17 protein-coding genes are annotated in these 15,001 nt (G+C 64.9%); 9 read left to right on the top strand and 8 right to left on the bottom strand.

Annotated elements, in window-relative coordinates:
* Positions 1–176 precede the first annotated feature (176 nt).
* Genes DK926_RS08095 through DK926_RS08105 form a run of 3 tightly spaced genes read left to right on the top strand, consistent with a single transcriptional unit; the run spans position 177 to position 3,195 of the window.
* Positions 177–545, top strand: coding sequence for a YciI family protein (locus DK926_RS08095; RefSeq protein ID WP_114330103.1), 369 nt, complete (start codon positions 177–179; stop codon positions 543–545).
* Entirely contained in the window at positions 536–1,792 is a 1,257-nt protein-coding gene (locus tag DK926_RS08100) for a DUF6596 domain-containing protein (RefSeq protein WP_114330001.1), read from the top strand. Before DK926_RS08095 ends, DK926_RS08100 begins: the two co-directional genes overlap by 10 nt.
* On the top strand, positions 1,792–3,195 hold the full coding sequence (locus DK926_RS08105; protein ID WP_114330002.1) for an FAD-binding oxidoreductase: 1,404 nt from the start codon (positions 1,792–1,794) through the stop codon (positions 3,193–3,195). The genes DK926_RS08100 and DK926_RS08105 overlap by 1 nt, the downstream gene beginning before the upstream one ends.
* Here the strand turns inward: DK926_RS08105 and DK926_RS08110 are convergent.
* On the bottom strand, positions 3,180–4,484 hold the full coding sequence (locus DK926_RS08110) for an NAD(P)/FAD-dependent oxidoreductase (protein ID WP_114330003.1): 1,305 nt from the start codon (positions 4,482–4,484) through the stop codon (positions 3,180–3,182). The genes DK926_RS08105 and DK926_RS08110 overlap by 16 nt on opposite strands.
* A gap of 120 nt (positions 4,485–4,604) precedes the next feature.
* On the opposite strand from DK926_RS08110, the gene DK926_RS08115 reads away from it, so the two are divergent.
* Positions 4,605–5,495 carry a LysR family transcriptional regulator gene (locus tag DK926_RS08115; RefSeq protein ID WP_114330104.1) on the top strand — a complete coding sequence of 297 codons (891 nt, stop codon included), beginning with the start codon at positions 4,605–4,607 and terminating at the stop codon, positions 5,493–5,495.
* On the opposite strand, the gene DK926_RS08120 is transcribed toward DK926_RS08115, so the two are convergent.
* Positions 5,492–6,037 (bottom strand): hypothetical protein, encoded by a 546-nt coding sequence (locus tag DK926_RS08120; protein ID WP_125833389.1) that lies wholly within the window; start codon positions 6,035–6,037, stop codon positions 5,492–5,494. The two genes, DK926_RS08115 and DK926_RS08120, sit on opposite strands and share 4 nt — an antisense overlap.
* 242 nt (positions 6,038–6,279) lie before the next feature.
* Here DK926_RS08120 and DK926_RS08125 point away from each other — a divergent pair, with 242 nt between their 5' ends.
* Positions 6,280–7,125, top strand: a complete 846-nt coding sequence (locus tag DK926_RS08125) for an alpha/beta fold hydrolase (RefSeq protein WP_114330005.1) — start codon at positions 6,280–6,282, stop codon at positions 7,123–7,125.
* Here the strand turns inward: DK926_RS08125 and DK926_RS08130 are convergent.
* The gene (locus DK926_RS08130; RefSeq protein WP_068430739.1) at positions 7,115–7,420 is read right to left on the bottom strand and encodes a hypothetical protein; all 306 of its coding nucleotides are present in this window, start codon (positions 7,418–7,420) and stop codon (positions 7,115–7,117) included. The two genes, DK926_RS08125 and DK926_RS08130, sit on opposite strands and share 11 nt — an antisense overlap.
* A 134-nt stretch (positions 7,421–7,554) precedes the next feature.
* On the opposite strand from DK926_RS08130, the gene DK926_RS08135 reads away from it, so the two are divergent.
* Both DK926_RS08135 and DK926_RS08140 read left to right on the top strand, forming a co-directional pair.
* Positions 7,555–8,274 carry an alpha/beta hydrolase gene (locus tag DK926_RS08135; RefSeq protein WP_114330006.1) on the top strand — a complete coding sequence of 240 codons (720 nt, stop codon included), beginning with the start codon at positions 7,555–7,557 and terminating at the stop codon, positions 8,272–8,274.
* 73 nt (positions 8,275–8,347) lie between these two features.
* Entirely contained in the window at positions 8,348–9,523 is a 1,176-nt protein-coding gene (locus tag DK926_RS08140) for an ATP-binding protein (RefSeq protein WP_114330007.1), read from the top strand.
* 3 nt (positions 9,524–9,526) lie between these two features.
* Here DK926_RS08140 and DK926_RS08145 read toward each other — a convergent pair whose 3' ends face one another.
* The 5 genes from DK926_RS08145 to DK926_RS08165 all read right to left on the bottom strand — a co-directional run bounded on the left by DK926_RS08145 (position 9,527) and on the right by DK926_RS08165 (position 13,545).
* The gene (locus DK926_RS08145) at positions 9,527–10,372 is read right to left on the bottom strand and encodes a glucose 1-dehydrogenase (protein WP_114330008.1); all 846 of its coding nucleotides are present in this window, start codon (positions 10,370–10,372) and stop codon (positions 9,527–9,529) included.
* 108 nt (positions 10,373–10,480) lie between these two features.
* Positions 10,481–11,269 (bottom strand): ABC transporter permease, encoded by a 789-nt coding sequence (locus DK926_RS08150; RefSeq protein WP_114330009.1) that lies wholly within the window; start codon positions 11,267–11,269, stop codon positions 10,481–10,483.
* A complete protein-coding gene (locus DK926_RS08155; protein ID WP_114330010.1) occupies positions 11,266–12,219 on the bottom strand; it encodes an ATP-binding cassette domain-containing protein in 954 nt (317 codons plus the stop codon). Before DK926_RS08155 ends, DK926_RS08150 begins: the two co-directional genes overlap by 4 nt.
* A 136-nt stretch (positions 12,220–12,355) precedes the next feature.
* Entirely contained in the window at positions 12,356–12,874 is a 519-nt protein-coding gene (locus tag DK926_RS08160; RefSeq protein WP_114330105.1) for an EXLDI protein, read from the bottom strand.
* Between the two features lie 95 nt (positions 12,875–12,969).
* Positions 12,970–13,545, bottom strand: a complete 576-nt coding sequence (locus DK926_RS08165; RefSeq protein WP_114330011.1) for a TetR/AcrR family transcriptional regulator — start codon at positions 13,543–13,545, stop codon at positions 12,970–12,972.
* Positions 13,546–13,622: 77 nt separating this feature from the next.
* Between DK926_RS08165 and DK926_RS08170 the strand changes: the two genes are divergently transcribed.
* On the top strand, positions 13,623–14,246 hold the full coding sequence (locus tag DK926_RS08170; RefSeq protein ID WP_114330012.1) for an NAD(P)H-dependent oxidoreductase: 624 nt from the start codon (positions 13,623–13,625) through the stop codon (positions 14,244–14,246).
* A gap of 164 nt (positions 14,247–14,410) precedes the next feature.
* Positions 14,411–14,962: a hypothetical protein gene (locus DK926_RS08175; RefSeq protein ID WP_114330013.1), complete on the top strand. Its 552-nt coding sequence runs from the start codon at positions 14,411–14,413 to the stop codon at positions 14,960–14,962.
* Positions 14,963–15,001 lie beyond the last annotated feature (39 nt).

Here is a 15,001-nt window from a genome sequence, read left to right on the forward strand (position 1 = left end):
CGTGTTCTCCGATCTCGATGACTGTAACGGGCGTGCGTCGACCGTTGATGAGCCGCTGTCCGCGGCAGCTATGAGCGAAAATCGGTCGAACGTTGTCGATTGCGGCACGCGTCGATCGTCATCACGGTGAAAGACCGCACGACGCGGTGGAGATTGCAGACGACCAGGAGCACACCATGCGCTACGCACTTCTTCTGAACAATGCCGAACCTGCCGACGGGGAGATCCCCGAGGAGGCGATCGCCCAGATGCAGCAAGCCTTCGGCGCGTACGGCGCGGCGCTGCAAGCCGCGGGAGTCCTCGTTGCAGCCGAGGTCCTGACCAACACGGCCGCGACGACGACCGTCACGCTGAGGAACGGAACCGTGCAGATCCAGGACGGCCCGTTCGCCGATACCAAGGAAGCACTCGGCGGCGTCTTCGTCATCGATGTTCCCGACTTGGACGCGGCGTTGATGTGGGCCGAGCGGTGCCCCGGCGCCCAGTACGGCGTCATCGAGGTACGCGCGGCGGCGACGTCCTTCGTCGACGGATCATGGACCTGACCAGCACTGTCGCACACGCCGAGGCGGCCGCCCGCACGTCGTACGGGCGGCTCCTCGCGATTCTGGTCGGGGCGAGCGGCGACATCACCAGCTCCGAGGACGCGTTGGCCGACGCGTTCGAGCGTGCGTTGACGACCTGGCCACGCAACGGCGTCCCGACCAATCCGGACGCGTGGCTGCTGACCGCGGCGCGGAATCGCCAGCGCGACGGTTGGAAATCGGCCGCCAGTCGTACCAGCGTGTCGCTCGACCCCGCAGTTCATGCCCGCAGCAGCGTCGACGACATCGACCCGGATGCCGTTCCGGACAAGCGGCTGCAGCTGATGCTGATGTGCGCCCACCCGGGGATAGATCCGGCCGTACACACTCCGCTAATGTTGGACGTCGTCCTCGGCTGCACGGCGAAGCAGATCGCCCAGGCGTTCGCGCTCCCCACGTCGACCCTCGCGGCTCGTCTGGGACGGGCGAAGAAACGTATTCGCGACGCACACATCCCGTTCGAGCTGCCCGATCGATCCGTGCTTCCGACTCGGCTGACGGCCGTCATGGCGGCGGTTCACGGTGCGTTCGCGATCGACTGGCACACCACCGGCACCGAAGTACGGGAGGGCCTCGCGGGGGAAGCGTTGCACCTCGTCGAGACTCTCTGTGTCCTGCTGCCGGACGACGCCGAGGCTCACGGTCTCGCTGCACTGATGTGTCTGTCACTCGCCCGGCTTCCAGCACGGTACGACGACGGCGTTCTCGTGCCGCTACCCGAGCAGGACGCGACGCGGTGGAACCAGGACCTTCTGTCACGCGGTGAGAACCACCTGCGCGTCGCACACGCGTCGACGAGCAGGGGATCGCCGTTGGGCCGTTTTCAGCTCGAAGCCGCGATCGAGGCCGTCCACTGTGCGCGCCGACGCACCGGCGTGACCGACTGGTATCACTTGGCCCAAGTCCATTCTGCGCTGCAGACGCTTGCACCGACGGTCGGCGGAGCGGTCGCGCTCGCCGTCGTCACGGCCGAAATAGACGGGCCTGCAACCGGATTGCGCATGCTCGACGACGCGTCGGCCGCGACGTCGTTCCAGCCCGCGTGGGCGGCCCGCGCGAATCTCCTGGGGCGCCTCGGGCGCGTCGACGACGCAGCTGCCGCCTACGCCAAAGCGATGTCACTGTCTCCCGACGCGCCCACGCGCGAATTCCTCCGGCGTCGACTCGAGTCTCTCGGCCTGGACGAGGGTCCCGATAGCCTGACGTGATGGACTCCTCGTTCGATGCCGCTCTCGACGCCGCCGCCCCCGGGAGAATCCTGCGCGACGCCGACGCGATGGCTCGCTACTCGACGGACTGGACGCGCAGGTGGACGGGTTCGCCGCGCGCGGTCGCGAGGCCACGGTCGGTCGAGGACGTTGCCGCCGTGCTGGCCGTGTGCAACGACCATCGAGTATCCGTCGTTCCACAGGGCGGCAACACCGGCCTTGTCGGCGGCGCAGTTCCGGCGGACGGATCCGTCGTGGTGACCACCGAGGCACTGACATCGACTTCCGACGTGCGCGAGGACGGCTCGGTGACGGTCGGAGCCGGCGTCACGTTGCAGGAACTGGAACGACTGGCTCAGGAGAACGGTCTGACGACCGGTTTGGCGCTCGCGTCCGGGGCAACGGCGACGGTCGGGGGCGTCGCCTCGACGAACGCCGGTGGCGCGCGGGTGCTGCGGTACGGCACGGCGCGTGACCGCATCAACGGCCTGCGGGCAGTGCTCGCGAACGGCGAGATCGTAGACCGCCGGGTCGGTCTACGAAAGGACAACACCGGCTACGACCTGACGAACCTCCTCGTCGGATCCGAGGGCACGCTCGCGGTGATCACCGACGTGACGTGGAAGCTCGTCGTGCCGCATCGCGATCGACTGGTTCTTGCATTCGCCTTCCCCGATTCGCGGAGTGCCGCCGATGCGTTGACCACTCTGCTGTCGTTTCCAGGGCTCGACGCGGTGGAGTGGGCAGCGGGAAGTGCCGTGAAACGTGCTGCGGCTCTTCTGGATACGACGCCACCGCTGCCGACCGACGGGTTCTGGGTCTTCGTCGAGCTCGGGGACTCCGACGTCGGCGACCGCAGCCTCGTCGACGCCTCTGCACCGGTGATCGACTCGCTCACGACGTCGGGTTTGGACGCCGACCGGATCGCGGTCGCCGTCTCGGCCGCCGAACGACGAGCACTGTGGTCGTTCCGTGAGCGCATCACCGAATCCGTCAGTGCTGCAGGCGTTCCCGTCAAGCTCGACGTCGGTGTGCCCGCGCACGAGTTCTGCGCGTTCGTCGACGCACTTCCGACGACGGTGCACGGGGTGGACGCCGCCGCGATCCCAGTGCTGTTCGGGCACTTCGCCGAGAGCAACATCCACGTCAACATTCTGCCCGGATCCGGAACCTTCCCCGAGGCCGTGGCCGAAGCGTTGGAAGACGCGGTGCTCGACCACGTGCTCTCGGTCGGAGGAACCGTCAGCGCCGAACACGGAGTCGGGCGAGCGAAACGTCGGTGGCTGACGCGTCAGCGCGGGGACGTCCAGGTCCAGGCGATGGCCGCGATCAAGAACGCGTGGGACCCCCACTCGATCTTGAACCCGGGCGTGCTGTTCGACCGCCGTCAGGCTGCTATCTGATCCTCTTCCCGCTCGTCGACCTTCTCCCATCGATCGGTGTACTGGAAGTGCGGGCGACGGTCACCGATGTACGAGCTGAGCCACGAGACGACCGCGACGTAGCGATTCCTGAAGCCGACCATGTACAGCAGATGCACCGCGAGCCACATGACCCAGGCGATCGGTCCGGACATGTCGACCTTGCCGAACAACCGTGCGACGGCACTGAATCGGCCGACGATCGACATGCTTCCCTTGTCGACGTACTCGAACGCGGTCCCGTTCTCGACCTTGCCGGTGATCATCTTCGCGACGTGGCGTCCCTGTTGCATCGCGACGGGCGACTGGCCGGGCAGGCCGTTCAGCGACGTCACGTCGCCGATGGCGTAGATGTCCTTCGACGTACCGACCGTGAGGTCGTCGTGCACCAGAAGACGTCCGGCGCGATCGGTGTCGCAACCGGTTCGCTCGGCGACGGTCCCAGCCAGATCGCTTGCCTGGACGCCGGCCGACCAGACGACGGTCTTGGCCGCGATGGTGCGGGAGGTCTTGGTGTCGACATCCTGGATCGTGACCACGTCGTCCGCGATGTCGGTGACGAGCGCGCCGGTGACGACGTCGACTCCCGATTTCTCGAGCTTCGTGCGCGCGTAACTCGACAGCTTGCCGCCGAACGCGGGCAGAACGTCCTTGACGCCGTCGACCAGCGTGACGGTGACGTCGTCGGGGGAAATGTCGGGGAACGAGCCGGCAAAGTACCGCTGCGCGAGGTCCCTGATCTGGCCGGCGAGTTCGACGCCCGTCGCGCCGGCGCCGACGACCACGAAGCTCAGCAGGTCCTTCTTCACGGCCGGGTCCGAGGCCAGATGTGCATTCTCGTAGCAGCTCAGGATCTGCTCGCGCAGTGCGATGGCGTCGTCGACGGTCTTGAGCGCGAACGTGCGGTCCTTGAACTCGTCGCGTCCGAAGTAGGCCTGGGTGGCGCCTGTCGCGACGATGAGCTTGCCGAAGCCGATCGTGTGCGTCACACCCGCGGCGGTGTAGGTGACCTGGTGCTTGTCGGGATCGACATCGACGACGCGTCCCAGACGGACGTCGGCCGAGTCGTACTCGGCAAGGATGCGCCGGATCGGCGGGGCGATCTCGCCGGTCGACAGCATGCCCGTCGCGGCCTGGTAAAGCAACGGCTGAAAGAGATGTTCGGTGGTGCTGGAGATGAGGGAGAACCGTACGCCCGCCTTGCCCAGAGTCTTGGCGGCGGCCAGTGCTCCGAATCCTGATCCGACGATGACGACCTCGTACGTGTCCACTGTCTTGCATCCCTTTCCCACGAATCGAACTTCCACACTCCATAGAACGCGGGCACGAAGTCGTTATCAACGCGAAAGTTGGAATAGCATCGATGAGCGAAACTCATGGATGGAGGCGACGTGGAGCTGAGGCAGCTGAAGTATTTCCTGGCCGTGGGCGAGGAATTGAGTTTCTCTCGGGCGGCCGAGCGCTGCTATGTGTCCCAATCTGCAATCAGTCTCCAGATAGCCAAGCTCGAACGCGAGATGGGAGAACCGCTGTTCGAGCGGTCGTCGAGATCGGTCCGATTGACCGTTGTCGGAGCACAATTGGTGTCGATCGCGCGGCATATGCTCGAACTCGAGCAGGCAGCGCTGGCGCTGACGACCCGAAAGCAGAACCAGCTTCGCCTCACCGGCAATATGACGTTCGCCGCGAACGCGCTCGCCGCGATCGTTCGCGTCCGCGAGCGGCATCCCGAAGCGGAGATCGACTTCGTGCTGAAACGATTCGCCGAACAAATCGACGCGGTCATGTCCGGGGACTGCCAAGTGGCCTTGATTCGCGGAAGCGTCGAGCGGTCGAGCCTGCAGGTCACCGAGTTGTGGACCGAAGATCTGGTGGTCGTGCTCGCCGAAGGTCATCCGCTGGCACGTGGGGAGAACCCCAGCCTCGAGCAGTTGGCCGCGTACCCGTTGCTGCTACCGAAACGTTCCGATCAAATCCTGCTGCACCGTGTTATCGAGGGCGCGATGAAACGCAGTGGTCTGCGGCTGACGTTCGGTCCACCCGTTGCCCCTGATCACACCGCCAGCGCCGAATTGCTCAACCATCCCGAATGCTGGTCGATCATCTACGCCAGCACTGCGGAGAGCACGCCGAAGACCGGTCTTGCATTCCGCACCGAGGCGCACCACAGGCTGCAGTTGGCGGTCTCGGCCGTCGTCGACTCGTCGATTCCGGCGACGGACATCCAACGGGACCTCATCGAGGCACTCGCCGACACGGCACCGGATCAGACGATCGACTAGAAGACTCCGGCTTCACGCATCCGCTGAACGACGAACGCTCCGCCGTAGACGTCGTCGAGCGGCCGCGGCTCGGACAGCGGCGAGAACGCCACTCCGAATCTGGCCGAGTCCGAGTCGATCTGCGCGACAACCACATCCACCGCATAACTGCGATTCTCGACACTCACGTCGCCCGCGCGGTAGTAGTAGTCGTCGACGCCGACGCGCACCACGCGCTGCTCCATCGTGCTACTGCCCGTCGCCATCGCGTTCCATTTCTGGGCTGTCAACCCGACACAGGAATAGACGTTGTCGAATGTGGCGTCGTAGTCGGAGCCAGGCGTCACCGAACCGCCGCCGATCGAGCCTTCGGAACGCGACACCCAGTGGTCGGCCCATTCCGGAGGCTCATCGCCGGTGACGCGGACGCTCGACACACCGGCGTCGGAACACCGTCCGGTCGCCGCCTGCACCGACTCGCCGCACGCCGACGTCGCGGCGCCGAGCACCGCGCAGACTGCTCCGAGGGCCACCGAACTCCCCCTGACCCGTGACCACGTCATGGAAGAACCATACCCCTCGGCATGTTTCGACGTGCCTGGGCGCCGGAAACCTCTGTGGCGGAGCGGTTTTGGGGCGCTGTCACCGCTTGAATGGTTCATCCATACGATCGGATGGCTTCGATGGTTCATTCATGCCCGCGAGTGGCGCGGTCGCGAGCCGTATGCCGCCGCTGTCGTAACCGAATATTTCCTTGCTACTCCCTATGCTTCCCTATTTTTCTCCTTTAGTGCACGATACGTGCATGACAACGACACAGATCTACACCTCTACCGCCGGAGCCGACGACGTCGCGCGCCGCTACCGCGCCATGCTCGACAGCTGGCCCGTGCCGTCGGAGAAGCGACGCGTCTCGACGCGAGCAGGCGAAACGCACGTCGTCACGTCCGGCCCAGCGAATGCTCCGGCGCTCGTTCTGCTGCACGGGTCGGGATCGCATGCCGGAACCTGGATCGGCGACATTGCCACCTGGGCGCGCGAATTCCGAGTCCACGCCGTCGACATGCTGGGCGAACCCGGCGGAAGCGACCCTGTGCGACTTCCCTTGGACACGGACGCACTCGCGTCCTGGCTGGACGAGGTACTCGACGCCCTCGACGTCGCGCACGCGTCTTTCGTCGGGATGTCGCTCGGCGGTTGGACAGCACTCGACTACGCGATTCGTCGACCGACCCGCGTCGACAAGCTGGTGTTGCTGTGCCCGGGCGGAATCGGTCGCCAGACGATGGGATGGCTACCGAAGGCCCTGCTCTTGCGCGCTTTCGGCAAGCGTGGGCGGCGACGCACCGCGCAGATGGTGACGGGTCTGCACACCGCCTCCGCTGCACCGGTTCTCGACGACGTGGTAAGCATTTTCGCGCACTTCAAGCCGCGCACCGAGCGACTGCCGATATTCTCCGACGACGACCTCCGCGGCATCTCGATTCCCGTGCAGGTGATCGTCGGCGACCGTGATGTCATGATGGATTCCGCCGAAACGGCCAGTCGTGTAAGGAAATCGATCGCCGACGCGTCGGTCACGGTACTGCCCGGCATCGGACACGCCGTCGTCGGACAGACGGATACGGTGATGAGGTTCCTCAGGAGTTGATCCGGACCGTCCCGGTCAGGTCCGGCCACGGCGGACGCCGTAGGACTGCAAGGGCGGAGATCGTCGCCGCTACCAGTCCGACCGCGATACCGAACATCGCGATGCGCGTCTGATCCACCGCAGGCGTCCACGTGCATTTTCCATCCACTACAACGAACAACCCTGCCGCCGTGCGTGATCCGTCGGACCGAACGGAGGAGACAGCGATGATGGTCGCGCCGTCGGCAGCTGTGTGTGGGTCACCGAACACGAGCGTCGACGGCTCCGCACGGATCAACCTGTCTCGCATACTCATGTTTCCACCCCTGCCTACTCGCGACCCGAAACCAACCATACGGATCGGCTCCCGGTGAGACTCGAAAATGACTGGACAGGAACGGATGGCGGTGAGGAGGATTTCCTGGACAATCCCGTCGCCGAGAGGAATCCATGCTGCCCGACCTCAGTGATCCGCCCCTGATCCTGCCCGCCGAACACGTCGCCCCCGAGTCGTACGACAATCTGGACGTCTATCTGCCCGCCGACGGCCTGCCTGCCCCGTGTGTGTTGCTCGTTCACGGACTCTTTCCCGAGAAACCCGCAGTGACACCGCGACATTCACGCTTCTACCGGGACTACGCGAGCCACCTGGCCCGGCGGGGAATCGCGGCCGGCGTCGTCGACCATGATCTCCTGAACGGATTCCTCTACCCCGAGGCACTCGAGACGGTCACGACGGCGTTAGATCGACTTCGCTCCTTGCCCACGACCGACGGCGACTCGGTGGGTGCGTGGTTCTTCTCCGGCGGTGGCCCGCTGGCTTACCCGCTTCTCGCCGAGCCGCCGTCGTGGCTGCGGTGCGTCGAACTGACGTACCCCGTTCTGCCCGGTCCCGGGACTCCGGGCTGGCCGACGCCGGAGCAAGCTATCGCGGGCATCGCGTCGGTGCCCACGTTCCTCACACTCGTCGAGCACGAGATACCGGATTTCGTCGACGGCCAGAACGGGTTCGTCGAACAAGCATCGAAGGTCGACGCACCGCTGGAGATTCAGAGGGTCGACGGCGTCGGGCATGGCTTCGACGCAACGGCGGACGAACGGCACGCACGGGACGCGGTCTCCGTCGGCCTCGATTGGATGGTCGAGCACCTGACCAGCAGGCATCCCTAGCCCGGTCGGGGGTTCCTCTGAAATTCACCGCCAGCGATTTACTTAGTTCTGGCGACACAATATAACTTTCGGTATGGAAAACCCCTTCACTTCCGACGCCGGAGCGCAGCCGGGCATGCTCGTCGGGCGCGAGGGATACCGAACTGCATTCACGACGCTGCTCGACGGGCTCGAACGCGGACATCCTCGGCAATCTCAGTGGGTGACCGGGTTGCGAGGAATGGGTAAGACCGTCCTCCTGCGTGAGTTCGCGCAGATCGCACGTCGACGTCGGTGGACGGTCGTCGACACCGGCGTTGTCCGACGCGACGACCTGGGGTTTCGCCGTCAGTTCACCTTCGAGTTCCGTAGTGCACTGTTCTCCCTCGCGCCGCGCTCGCGCTGGTCGGGCGAGACCGAAGCCGCGGCACGGGCGCTGGGATCGTTCGCGTCACCCCTCGGCGAGAACAGTCCGCTCACCGCACACTGGGACCTGACGGCGCCGGGCAGCGCCGACACCGGCGATCTCGCGGCTGACGTCACCGCCGTTCTCCTGGCGCTCGGCGAGGCAGCCCACGAGCACCGCACCGGCGTCGTCTTCGTCGTCGACGAGATGCATCACCTGACCGTCCGACAACTCGGCGCGCTGGTCGATGGGCTACACCGGACATACCTGCGGGAGCTGCCCATCACCCTCGTCGGCGCCGGAATCCCCAGATCCGACGCGCTCATGCCCGAGACGCAGGTCCGCGCGAAGCGCCTCTTCGATTTCGTGGAACTGGAGGCGTTGTCCAGTGCCGAGACTGCCGATCTGCTTCGCACGCATCAGGAATGGGACGACGACGCGATCGCATGGGCCGTCGAACGTACCGGTGGCGTTCCGGCCTTCGTCCAGGCGCTCGGGTACGTCCTGTGGCAGAGGGCTGGAGGCTCGGCCGTGGTGGGCGCAGCGGCAGAGACGGCCTACGTCGAGCACGTCGATCGTCACTACTTCGGCGCAATGCTCGCTCGGGCAACGGAACTGGAGCTGGCGTACTTGCGTGCGGTGGTCGATGCCGCGGAGGAAGCCGAGACCGCCCGGCTGCTCGAGCGTACTGCACATCGATGCCACTCGACGCGAAGCGATCTCGTCGACAAGGGAATGATCTACCTGCGCGACGACGGGACGGCTGCCTTCACCGCGCCTGCGTTCGCGGACTATCTGACGCGGGCGATGCCGACGCTCGTCGTTCCGGCACAGAAAACGAGGCGGCGGCGGTACGACCCGTGAGTGTTATCGAGTTGCGCCGGAGACGAATTCGTTCGCTGCCGCGACGACATCCGTCGCGAACGTGCCCAGCGTTACGCTCGTTGCACCGCCGTCGACGGGAATGACGGTCCCATTGACGTATTCGGACAGCTCACTGGCCAGAAAGGTTGCGACGCCCGCGATGTCGGCGGGAAAGCCCACGCGACGCGACGGCTGGCCGGGGCCCAGTCGCTCGGCCAGGAACGTCGTGAACTCCTCGGATCGCCCGTCCTCGACGCCGAACGTGCGAGACATGATCGGGGTCATGATGATTCCGGGCGCGATGGCGTTGGCCCGGATTCCGTACTGGCCGAGTTCTGCGGCAGCCTGCCTGACGAGGCCCACCACCGCATGCTTGGCGGCGGTATAACCCACCGCACTCCACCCGCCCTGCAGGGCAGCAGCACTGGCGGTCGAGATGACCGAACCCGGCGAACCCTGCTGGATGAACTGGGCCGCCGCGTATTTGGTGCCGAGCAGAACGGACCGCGTCAGCAGCGCGATGGTCTTGTCGAAACCGTCGGCGTGCACGTCGAGGATCGTCGACGGGTCACCCTGTGCCCCTGCGTTGTTCACCATCACGTCGAGACGACCGAAGGTGTCGACGGCGAAGGCGACCGTCGACTCGATCGACTCCTCTTTCGTCACGTCGGAATGTACGAACGCGGCGTTCTTGCCAAGTTGACCGGCGAGCGCCGACCCGTCGTCGTCGCGGATGTCCGCGATGACGACCTTCGCACCCTCGGCGACGTACTTCTCGACGATCCCTCGCCCTATCCCGCTCGACCCGCCCGTGACGATGGCAACTTTGTCTTCGAGCAAACCGGGCATGGGTCCTCCTGGGGATGCGAATCTCGCCGAGACGGGTAGGCCGTCGAGCACAGATGGACGCTACCGGCGGGCCGGTGTCCGAGACAGTCCTCGAAAGTGGACGTTTCGTCAGCGGGTGCGCTCGCGACGCATCAGTCTTCTCGCCCACAGGTAACCGGCTGCAGTGATGGCGACGCACCACGCGACCGCACAAGTGGCCGTGGCTGGTCGGACGTCACCTGCCAGCAGACCGCGCACGGTCTCGATCACTGGCGTGAACGGTTGGTACTCGGCAAACCACCGCAGAACCGTCGGCATCGAGTCCGTCGGTACGAATCCGCTTCCGAGAAACGGCAGAATGATCAGGAACATCGGCAGGTTGCTCGCCGTTTCGACGCTGTCCGACACGAGCCCGAGTGCCACCGACAACCAGGTCAGCGCGAGTGCAAGCAGCGTAAGGACTCCGAGCAGCGCGAGCCAGTCCAGTAGGCCTGCGTCGGGCCGGAACCCGAGCGCTACCGAGACGAGGATCAAAGCACCCATAGCGAGCAGGCCCTGCACTACGCTGGCAAGGACATGCCCGGTCAGGACCGAACCGGGTGAGACCGCCATCGTGCGGAAACGCGAGATGATGCCTTCGGTCATGTCCGTGGCGACTGAGATGGCGGTGCCTTGAGCCGCAGACGCCGCAGCCATGACGATGATCGCCGGCGTCACGTATGCGAGGTAAGCAGCACGACCGCCCGCTCCCGGCAACCCGGCTCCCAGCGTTCCGCCGAAGACGTAGACGAACAGAAGCAGGAAGACGACGGGCATCCCGACGAGGACGGCCGTCATACTCGGGTAGCGTCGAAGATGAATCAGGTTGCGGCGGAACATCACCGCAGAATCTTGGAACGCGGGCGACAGCGTAGTCATGGCGCGACCTTTCGGGTGGTGGAGTCGGTGAGGGCGAAGAAGACGTCGTCGAGATTCGGGGCCGTCACCTCGAGATGATCCGGTTCCACGCCCAGTGCATCGAGATGGTCGAGAACCGCTCGCAGCCCGGCGACATCGGTTGCGCCAGGAATCGTCAAGACGGCATCGTCGACACCAGCGGTCCCGTTCGGAAAGGCCTGTGCCGCAGCGTCGAACGCACGTTTGTCGGCCAGATGGAGCCGCACATTCCCTCCGTGAACCCGTCGTTTCAGCTCGGCAGGCGTGCCCTGTGCCACGACGCGCCCCTCGTCGATCACGGCCACCGTGTCGGCCAATGCGTCCGCTTCGTCGAGATACTGGGTGGTGAGGACGATCGTGATGCCGTCGGCCACGAGCTCGCTAACCGTATCCCACAATACTTTTCGTGCTCGCGGATCCAGTCCGGTTGTCGGCTCGTCGAGAAAAACGACACTCGGCTCGCCGACCAGAGTCATCGCCAGATCGAGCTTGCGACGCATTCCACCCGAACACGATTGGGCCGTTTTCCGTGCGGCATCGGCGAGTTCGAAGCGTGCGAGCAGCGACGCGATTCTCTGGCCGCCTTCGGCACGGCCGAGCCGGTGCAGATCGGCCATGAGCCGCAAGTTTTCCTCGACGGTCAACAGCTTGTCGACGGCCGAGAACTGGCCTGTGACACCGATGGCGCGGCGAATACCGTTCGGGTCTTTCCGGAGGTCGTGTCCGGCGACGACAACCTCGCCCGAGTCCGGTGCAATCAGAGTGGACAGTACGTGCACTGTCGTGGTCTTGCCCGCACCGTTGGGGCCGAGCAGCGCGAACACGGTCCCCGCAGGGACGTCGAGATCGATTCCGTCGAGCACGGTCTGGTCGCCGTACGTCTTACGAAGGCCGCGCACATACACCGCGGGCGAACGAGTGGACAGGGTCATGACGAGTTCTCCCCGTGTGGCCCGAGTATTTCGGGCAGATGAAGTCGACCGCATCACCCGATCGGCGGCGGTACGACGAGAATGCGCGGCTACGTCAACGCCAGCGCGTCAGTGAAGTGTTGTCACACAATGTGTTTCAGATATCGAGGTCTTCGACCACCGGGTCTGCGGTTGCATCGGACACCAAGGCGAACAGTTCGGGAGGTATCACCTCACGCAGTGCATCCAAGTCGTCGGCGATGTCGAGGGTGGCGGTCGCAGCCGTGGTACTCCACTGCTGGTCGCTGCTGAGATACTTTCGCCATCCCTGCGCGGAACCGTTGGCACCTGCGGTCCAGGACGTTTCGGGAGACTTCGTGGTGTGTACGACGAATTTGCCGGAACGGCCGCGGTATACGCGGAACTCCTCGACGCGATCCTTGGTGGAACGACCCCACTCGACGAGCAGCACCCCGACGAATCGTTGCCTACGACCCTCGCCGGGGCCGACCCGGACGACGACCTCCTGGAAGCCCTCTCGTTTGCCTTCTTCGACGTCGACCAGCCGACGCAGTGCCTCGACGATGGCCGACGACATGTTTCCGCCCGTGAGTTCCTGCGCTCGTTGCAGTAGGGGCAGGTCGGCGTCGGACACGTAGATGGTCTTGTTGGGCACGAAACCATCGTAACCGACCCCGTCGTTATACGCATACATATGCGTATAGTCCTGGACAGGCGAAATGACAATAGGTGCGTTCTCCGGCCGGTCCGCTAGATGCGACCGACCATCGCCTCGATCAACGACGACAGTTCAGCCCGAGCCTGGTCGGGTTCCAGGACGTCCGCCGCGGCCGCGCGGGACAGCGCCTCGGCGGCACCGAAGATTGCGGTCATCGACGGTTGCGTGACTCCCGCGGGGCCGGCGAACGGTTCCAGAAGTTCGCGGCAACGGTTCGAGTACTTTTCCTCGGCCGTCCGCTTGACCTGTTCGAGTTCGGGCGAGCCCTCCAGCGCGGCAAGAACCCCCGTCAGCTCCCGCCCCTGCGCGAGGGTGCATCCGACGTACGAGTTCGCGATCGCGGCAGCGCGCCCGGACAGCGTTGCGTCACTGTCTGCCAGGTACTGCTCGAGCATGGCAGCCTGCCGGTCGTCGAACTCGGTGTACAGGTCGGCCAGAAGGGCGGCGCGCGACGCGAAATGGCTGTACACAACAGGTTTCGCGACGCCTGCGCGCTCTGCCAACCGGCCGAGCGTCAGGGCGTCGGCGCCTTCTTCCCGCACCAACGCCCACGACACGTCGATCAGCTGGTCGTACCTCTCGGCACGCGACAATCGCGTTCTCACCATCGGACACCTCCTTGCGCTATGTACCGATAGTAACCTACCGTTGGTACATAGCGTATTCGCCTCCGAAAGGACTTCTCATGAACAGCCTTGTCGTGGTGTCCCATTCCGACCCGAACTCGTTGACCCACCACGTCGCACACGCGACAGCCGACGCCCTGCGCGCCGCGGGAGGAGGCGTCGAACTCGCGGATCTTGCTGCCGAAGGATTCGATCCGAGGTTCGATTCCAGTGACCTCGACTTCTACCGGGGCAAGGGTTCGACGCCGAAAGCAGTTGCTGCAGAGCAACAAAGGATCGATCGTGCCGACCACCTCGTGCTGGTGTTCCCGATGTACTGGTGGTCGTTCCCCGCCCTTCTCAAGGGGTGGATCGACCGGGTGTTCGTGAACGGGTGGGCATTCGACTACACACCGGGTAGCAGCTTCGAGAAGAGGCTGGGACGCTTGACGATCCACCTGGTCCCGGTTGCGGGCGACGACGCCGACAGCTTCCGTCGGCACGACATCCACGACGCCATCCGAATCCAGATGGAGCGGGGAATCTTCGAATACTGCGGTGCGACAGTCGGTTCGACGACCGTGTTGCACGAGTCGGACACCAAGCCGGCCGACGTGTTGGCTGCGGAGGTACGGGAAGTCGCGACGCAGGTCGCGTCGTCTGTGCATGGTCGGACAATCGTAGGCGCCGCGTCCGGTTCCTGACGGCGACGACAGGGCCCGCGCACACGCTCACCTGTATATCCATCGACGGACAGCCGATCGGAGGATATTCCGGACGCATCGTCGCTGCCATCATGATTTCCGACCCTGCCCTCACCCCTGAGTCGGAGTAGATCATGTTGATTGGACGACGAATTCTCGTAGCAATGACTGCCTCAGCAACCGCGTCACTGGCGTTGCTCGCACCGGGAATCGCTGCGGCTCAGCCCATTCCGGGCAGCGCAGAGATCACTAACGGTAGCGCTGAAGGCGCAGTGAACATTGGAAGTGCCTTCCTCGACGCCGGCAGCAGCATCCTGGACGGCGATATTCGCGGCGGTGCACGTCGAGTGTTCGACGAAGGCATCTCGATCTTCAACAGCCTTCCCGGGTCGGGATCGGCTGCGCCACGCCAATTCTGCAACAACGCCACCATCGCCGGCGGGCCCGGCATCACCCAGACGAACCACGACCTGGGACGCAGCGGACCACTGTCGTTCGGGATTTCATGGGAGACGTACGACATCCCGGACGTCATCGACGTCTTCTATCAGGGAGCTCTCGTCTTCAGCACCGGACCGATCGGTGACGACATCAACGAGGGCACCGGCGGGACTGTCATCAACCTACCGCCGGGAGCAGAAAGCTCGGTGCTCGTGAAGGTCACCGGCCCCGGTGGCACCGACTGGGATTACAACGTCGGTTGCCCCCTCGCCTGATACGTACCAAAGCGGGCCCGGTAATTTCCGGGCCCGCTT

The sequence above is a fragment of the Rhodococcus sp. Eu-32 genome, assembly GCF_003336925.1.
Taxonomy (GTDB): Bacteria; Actinomycetota; Actinomycetes; order Mycobacteriales; family Mycobacteriaceae; genus Rhodococcoides; species Rhodococcoides kyotonensis_B.

Excerpts from the sequence above, each read along its gene's own strand:
- DK926_RS08095 (WP_114330103.1), top strand. The coding sequence starts at position 177 with ATGCGCTACGCACTTCTTCTGAACAATGCCGAACCTGCCGACGGGGAG.
- DK926_RS08100 (WP_114330001.1), top strand. The coding sequence starts at position 536 with ATGGACCTGACCAGCACTGTCGCACACGCCGAGGCGGCCGCCCGCACG.
- DK926_RS08105 (WP_114330002.1), top strand. The coding sequence starts at position 1,792 with ATGGACTCCTCGTTCGATGCCGCTCTCGACGCCGCCGCCCCCGGGAGA.
- DK926_RS08120 (WP_125833389.1), bottom strand. The coding sequence starts at position 6,037 with ATGACGTGGTCACGGGTCAGGGGGAGTTCGGTGGCCCTCGGAGCAGTC.
- DK926_RS08125 (WP_114330005.1), top strand. The coding sequence starts at position 6,280 with ATGACAACGACACAGATCTACACCTCTACCGCCGGAGCCGACGACGTC.
- DK926_RS08130 (WP_068430739.1), bottom strand. The coding sequence starts at position 7,420 with ATGAGTATGCGAGACAGGTTGATCCGTGCGGAGCCGTCGACGCTCGTG.
- DK926_RS08135 (WP_114330006.1), top strand. The coding sequence starts at position 7,555 with ATGCTGCCCGACCTCAGTGATCCGCCCCTGATCCTGCCCGCCGAACAC.
- DK926_RS08140 (WP_114330007.1), top strand. The coding sequence starts at position 8,348 with ATGGAAAACCCCTTCACTTCCGACGCCGGAGCGCAGCCGGGCATGCTC.
- DK926_RS08145 (WP_114330008.1), bottom strand. The coding sequence starts at position 10,372 with ATGCCCGGTTTGCTCGAAGACAAAGTTGCCATCGTCACGGGCGGGTCG.
- DK926_RS08150 (WP_114330009.1), bottom strand. The coding sequence starts at position 11,269 with ATGACTACGCTGTCGCCCGCGTTCCAAGATTCTGCGGTGATGTTCCGC.
- DK926_RS08155 (WP_114330010.1), bottom strand. The coding sequence starts at position 12,219 with ATGACCCTGTCCACTCGTTCGCCCGCGGTGTATGTGCGCGGCCTTCGT.
- DK926_RS08165 (WP_114330011.1), bottom strand. The coding sequence starts at position 13,545 with ATGGTGAGAACGCGATTGTCGCGTGCCGAGAGGTACGACCAGCTGATC.
- DK926_RS08170 (WP_114330012.1), top strand. The coding sequence starts at position 13,623 with ATGAACAGCCTTGTCGTGGTGTCCCATTCCGACCCGAACTCGTTGACC.
- DK926_RS08175 (WP_114330013.1), top strand. The coding sequence starts at position 14,411 with ATGACTGCCTCAGCAACCGCGTCACTGGCGTTGCTCGCACCGGGAATC.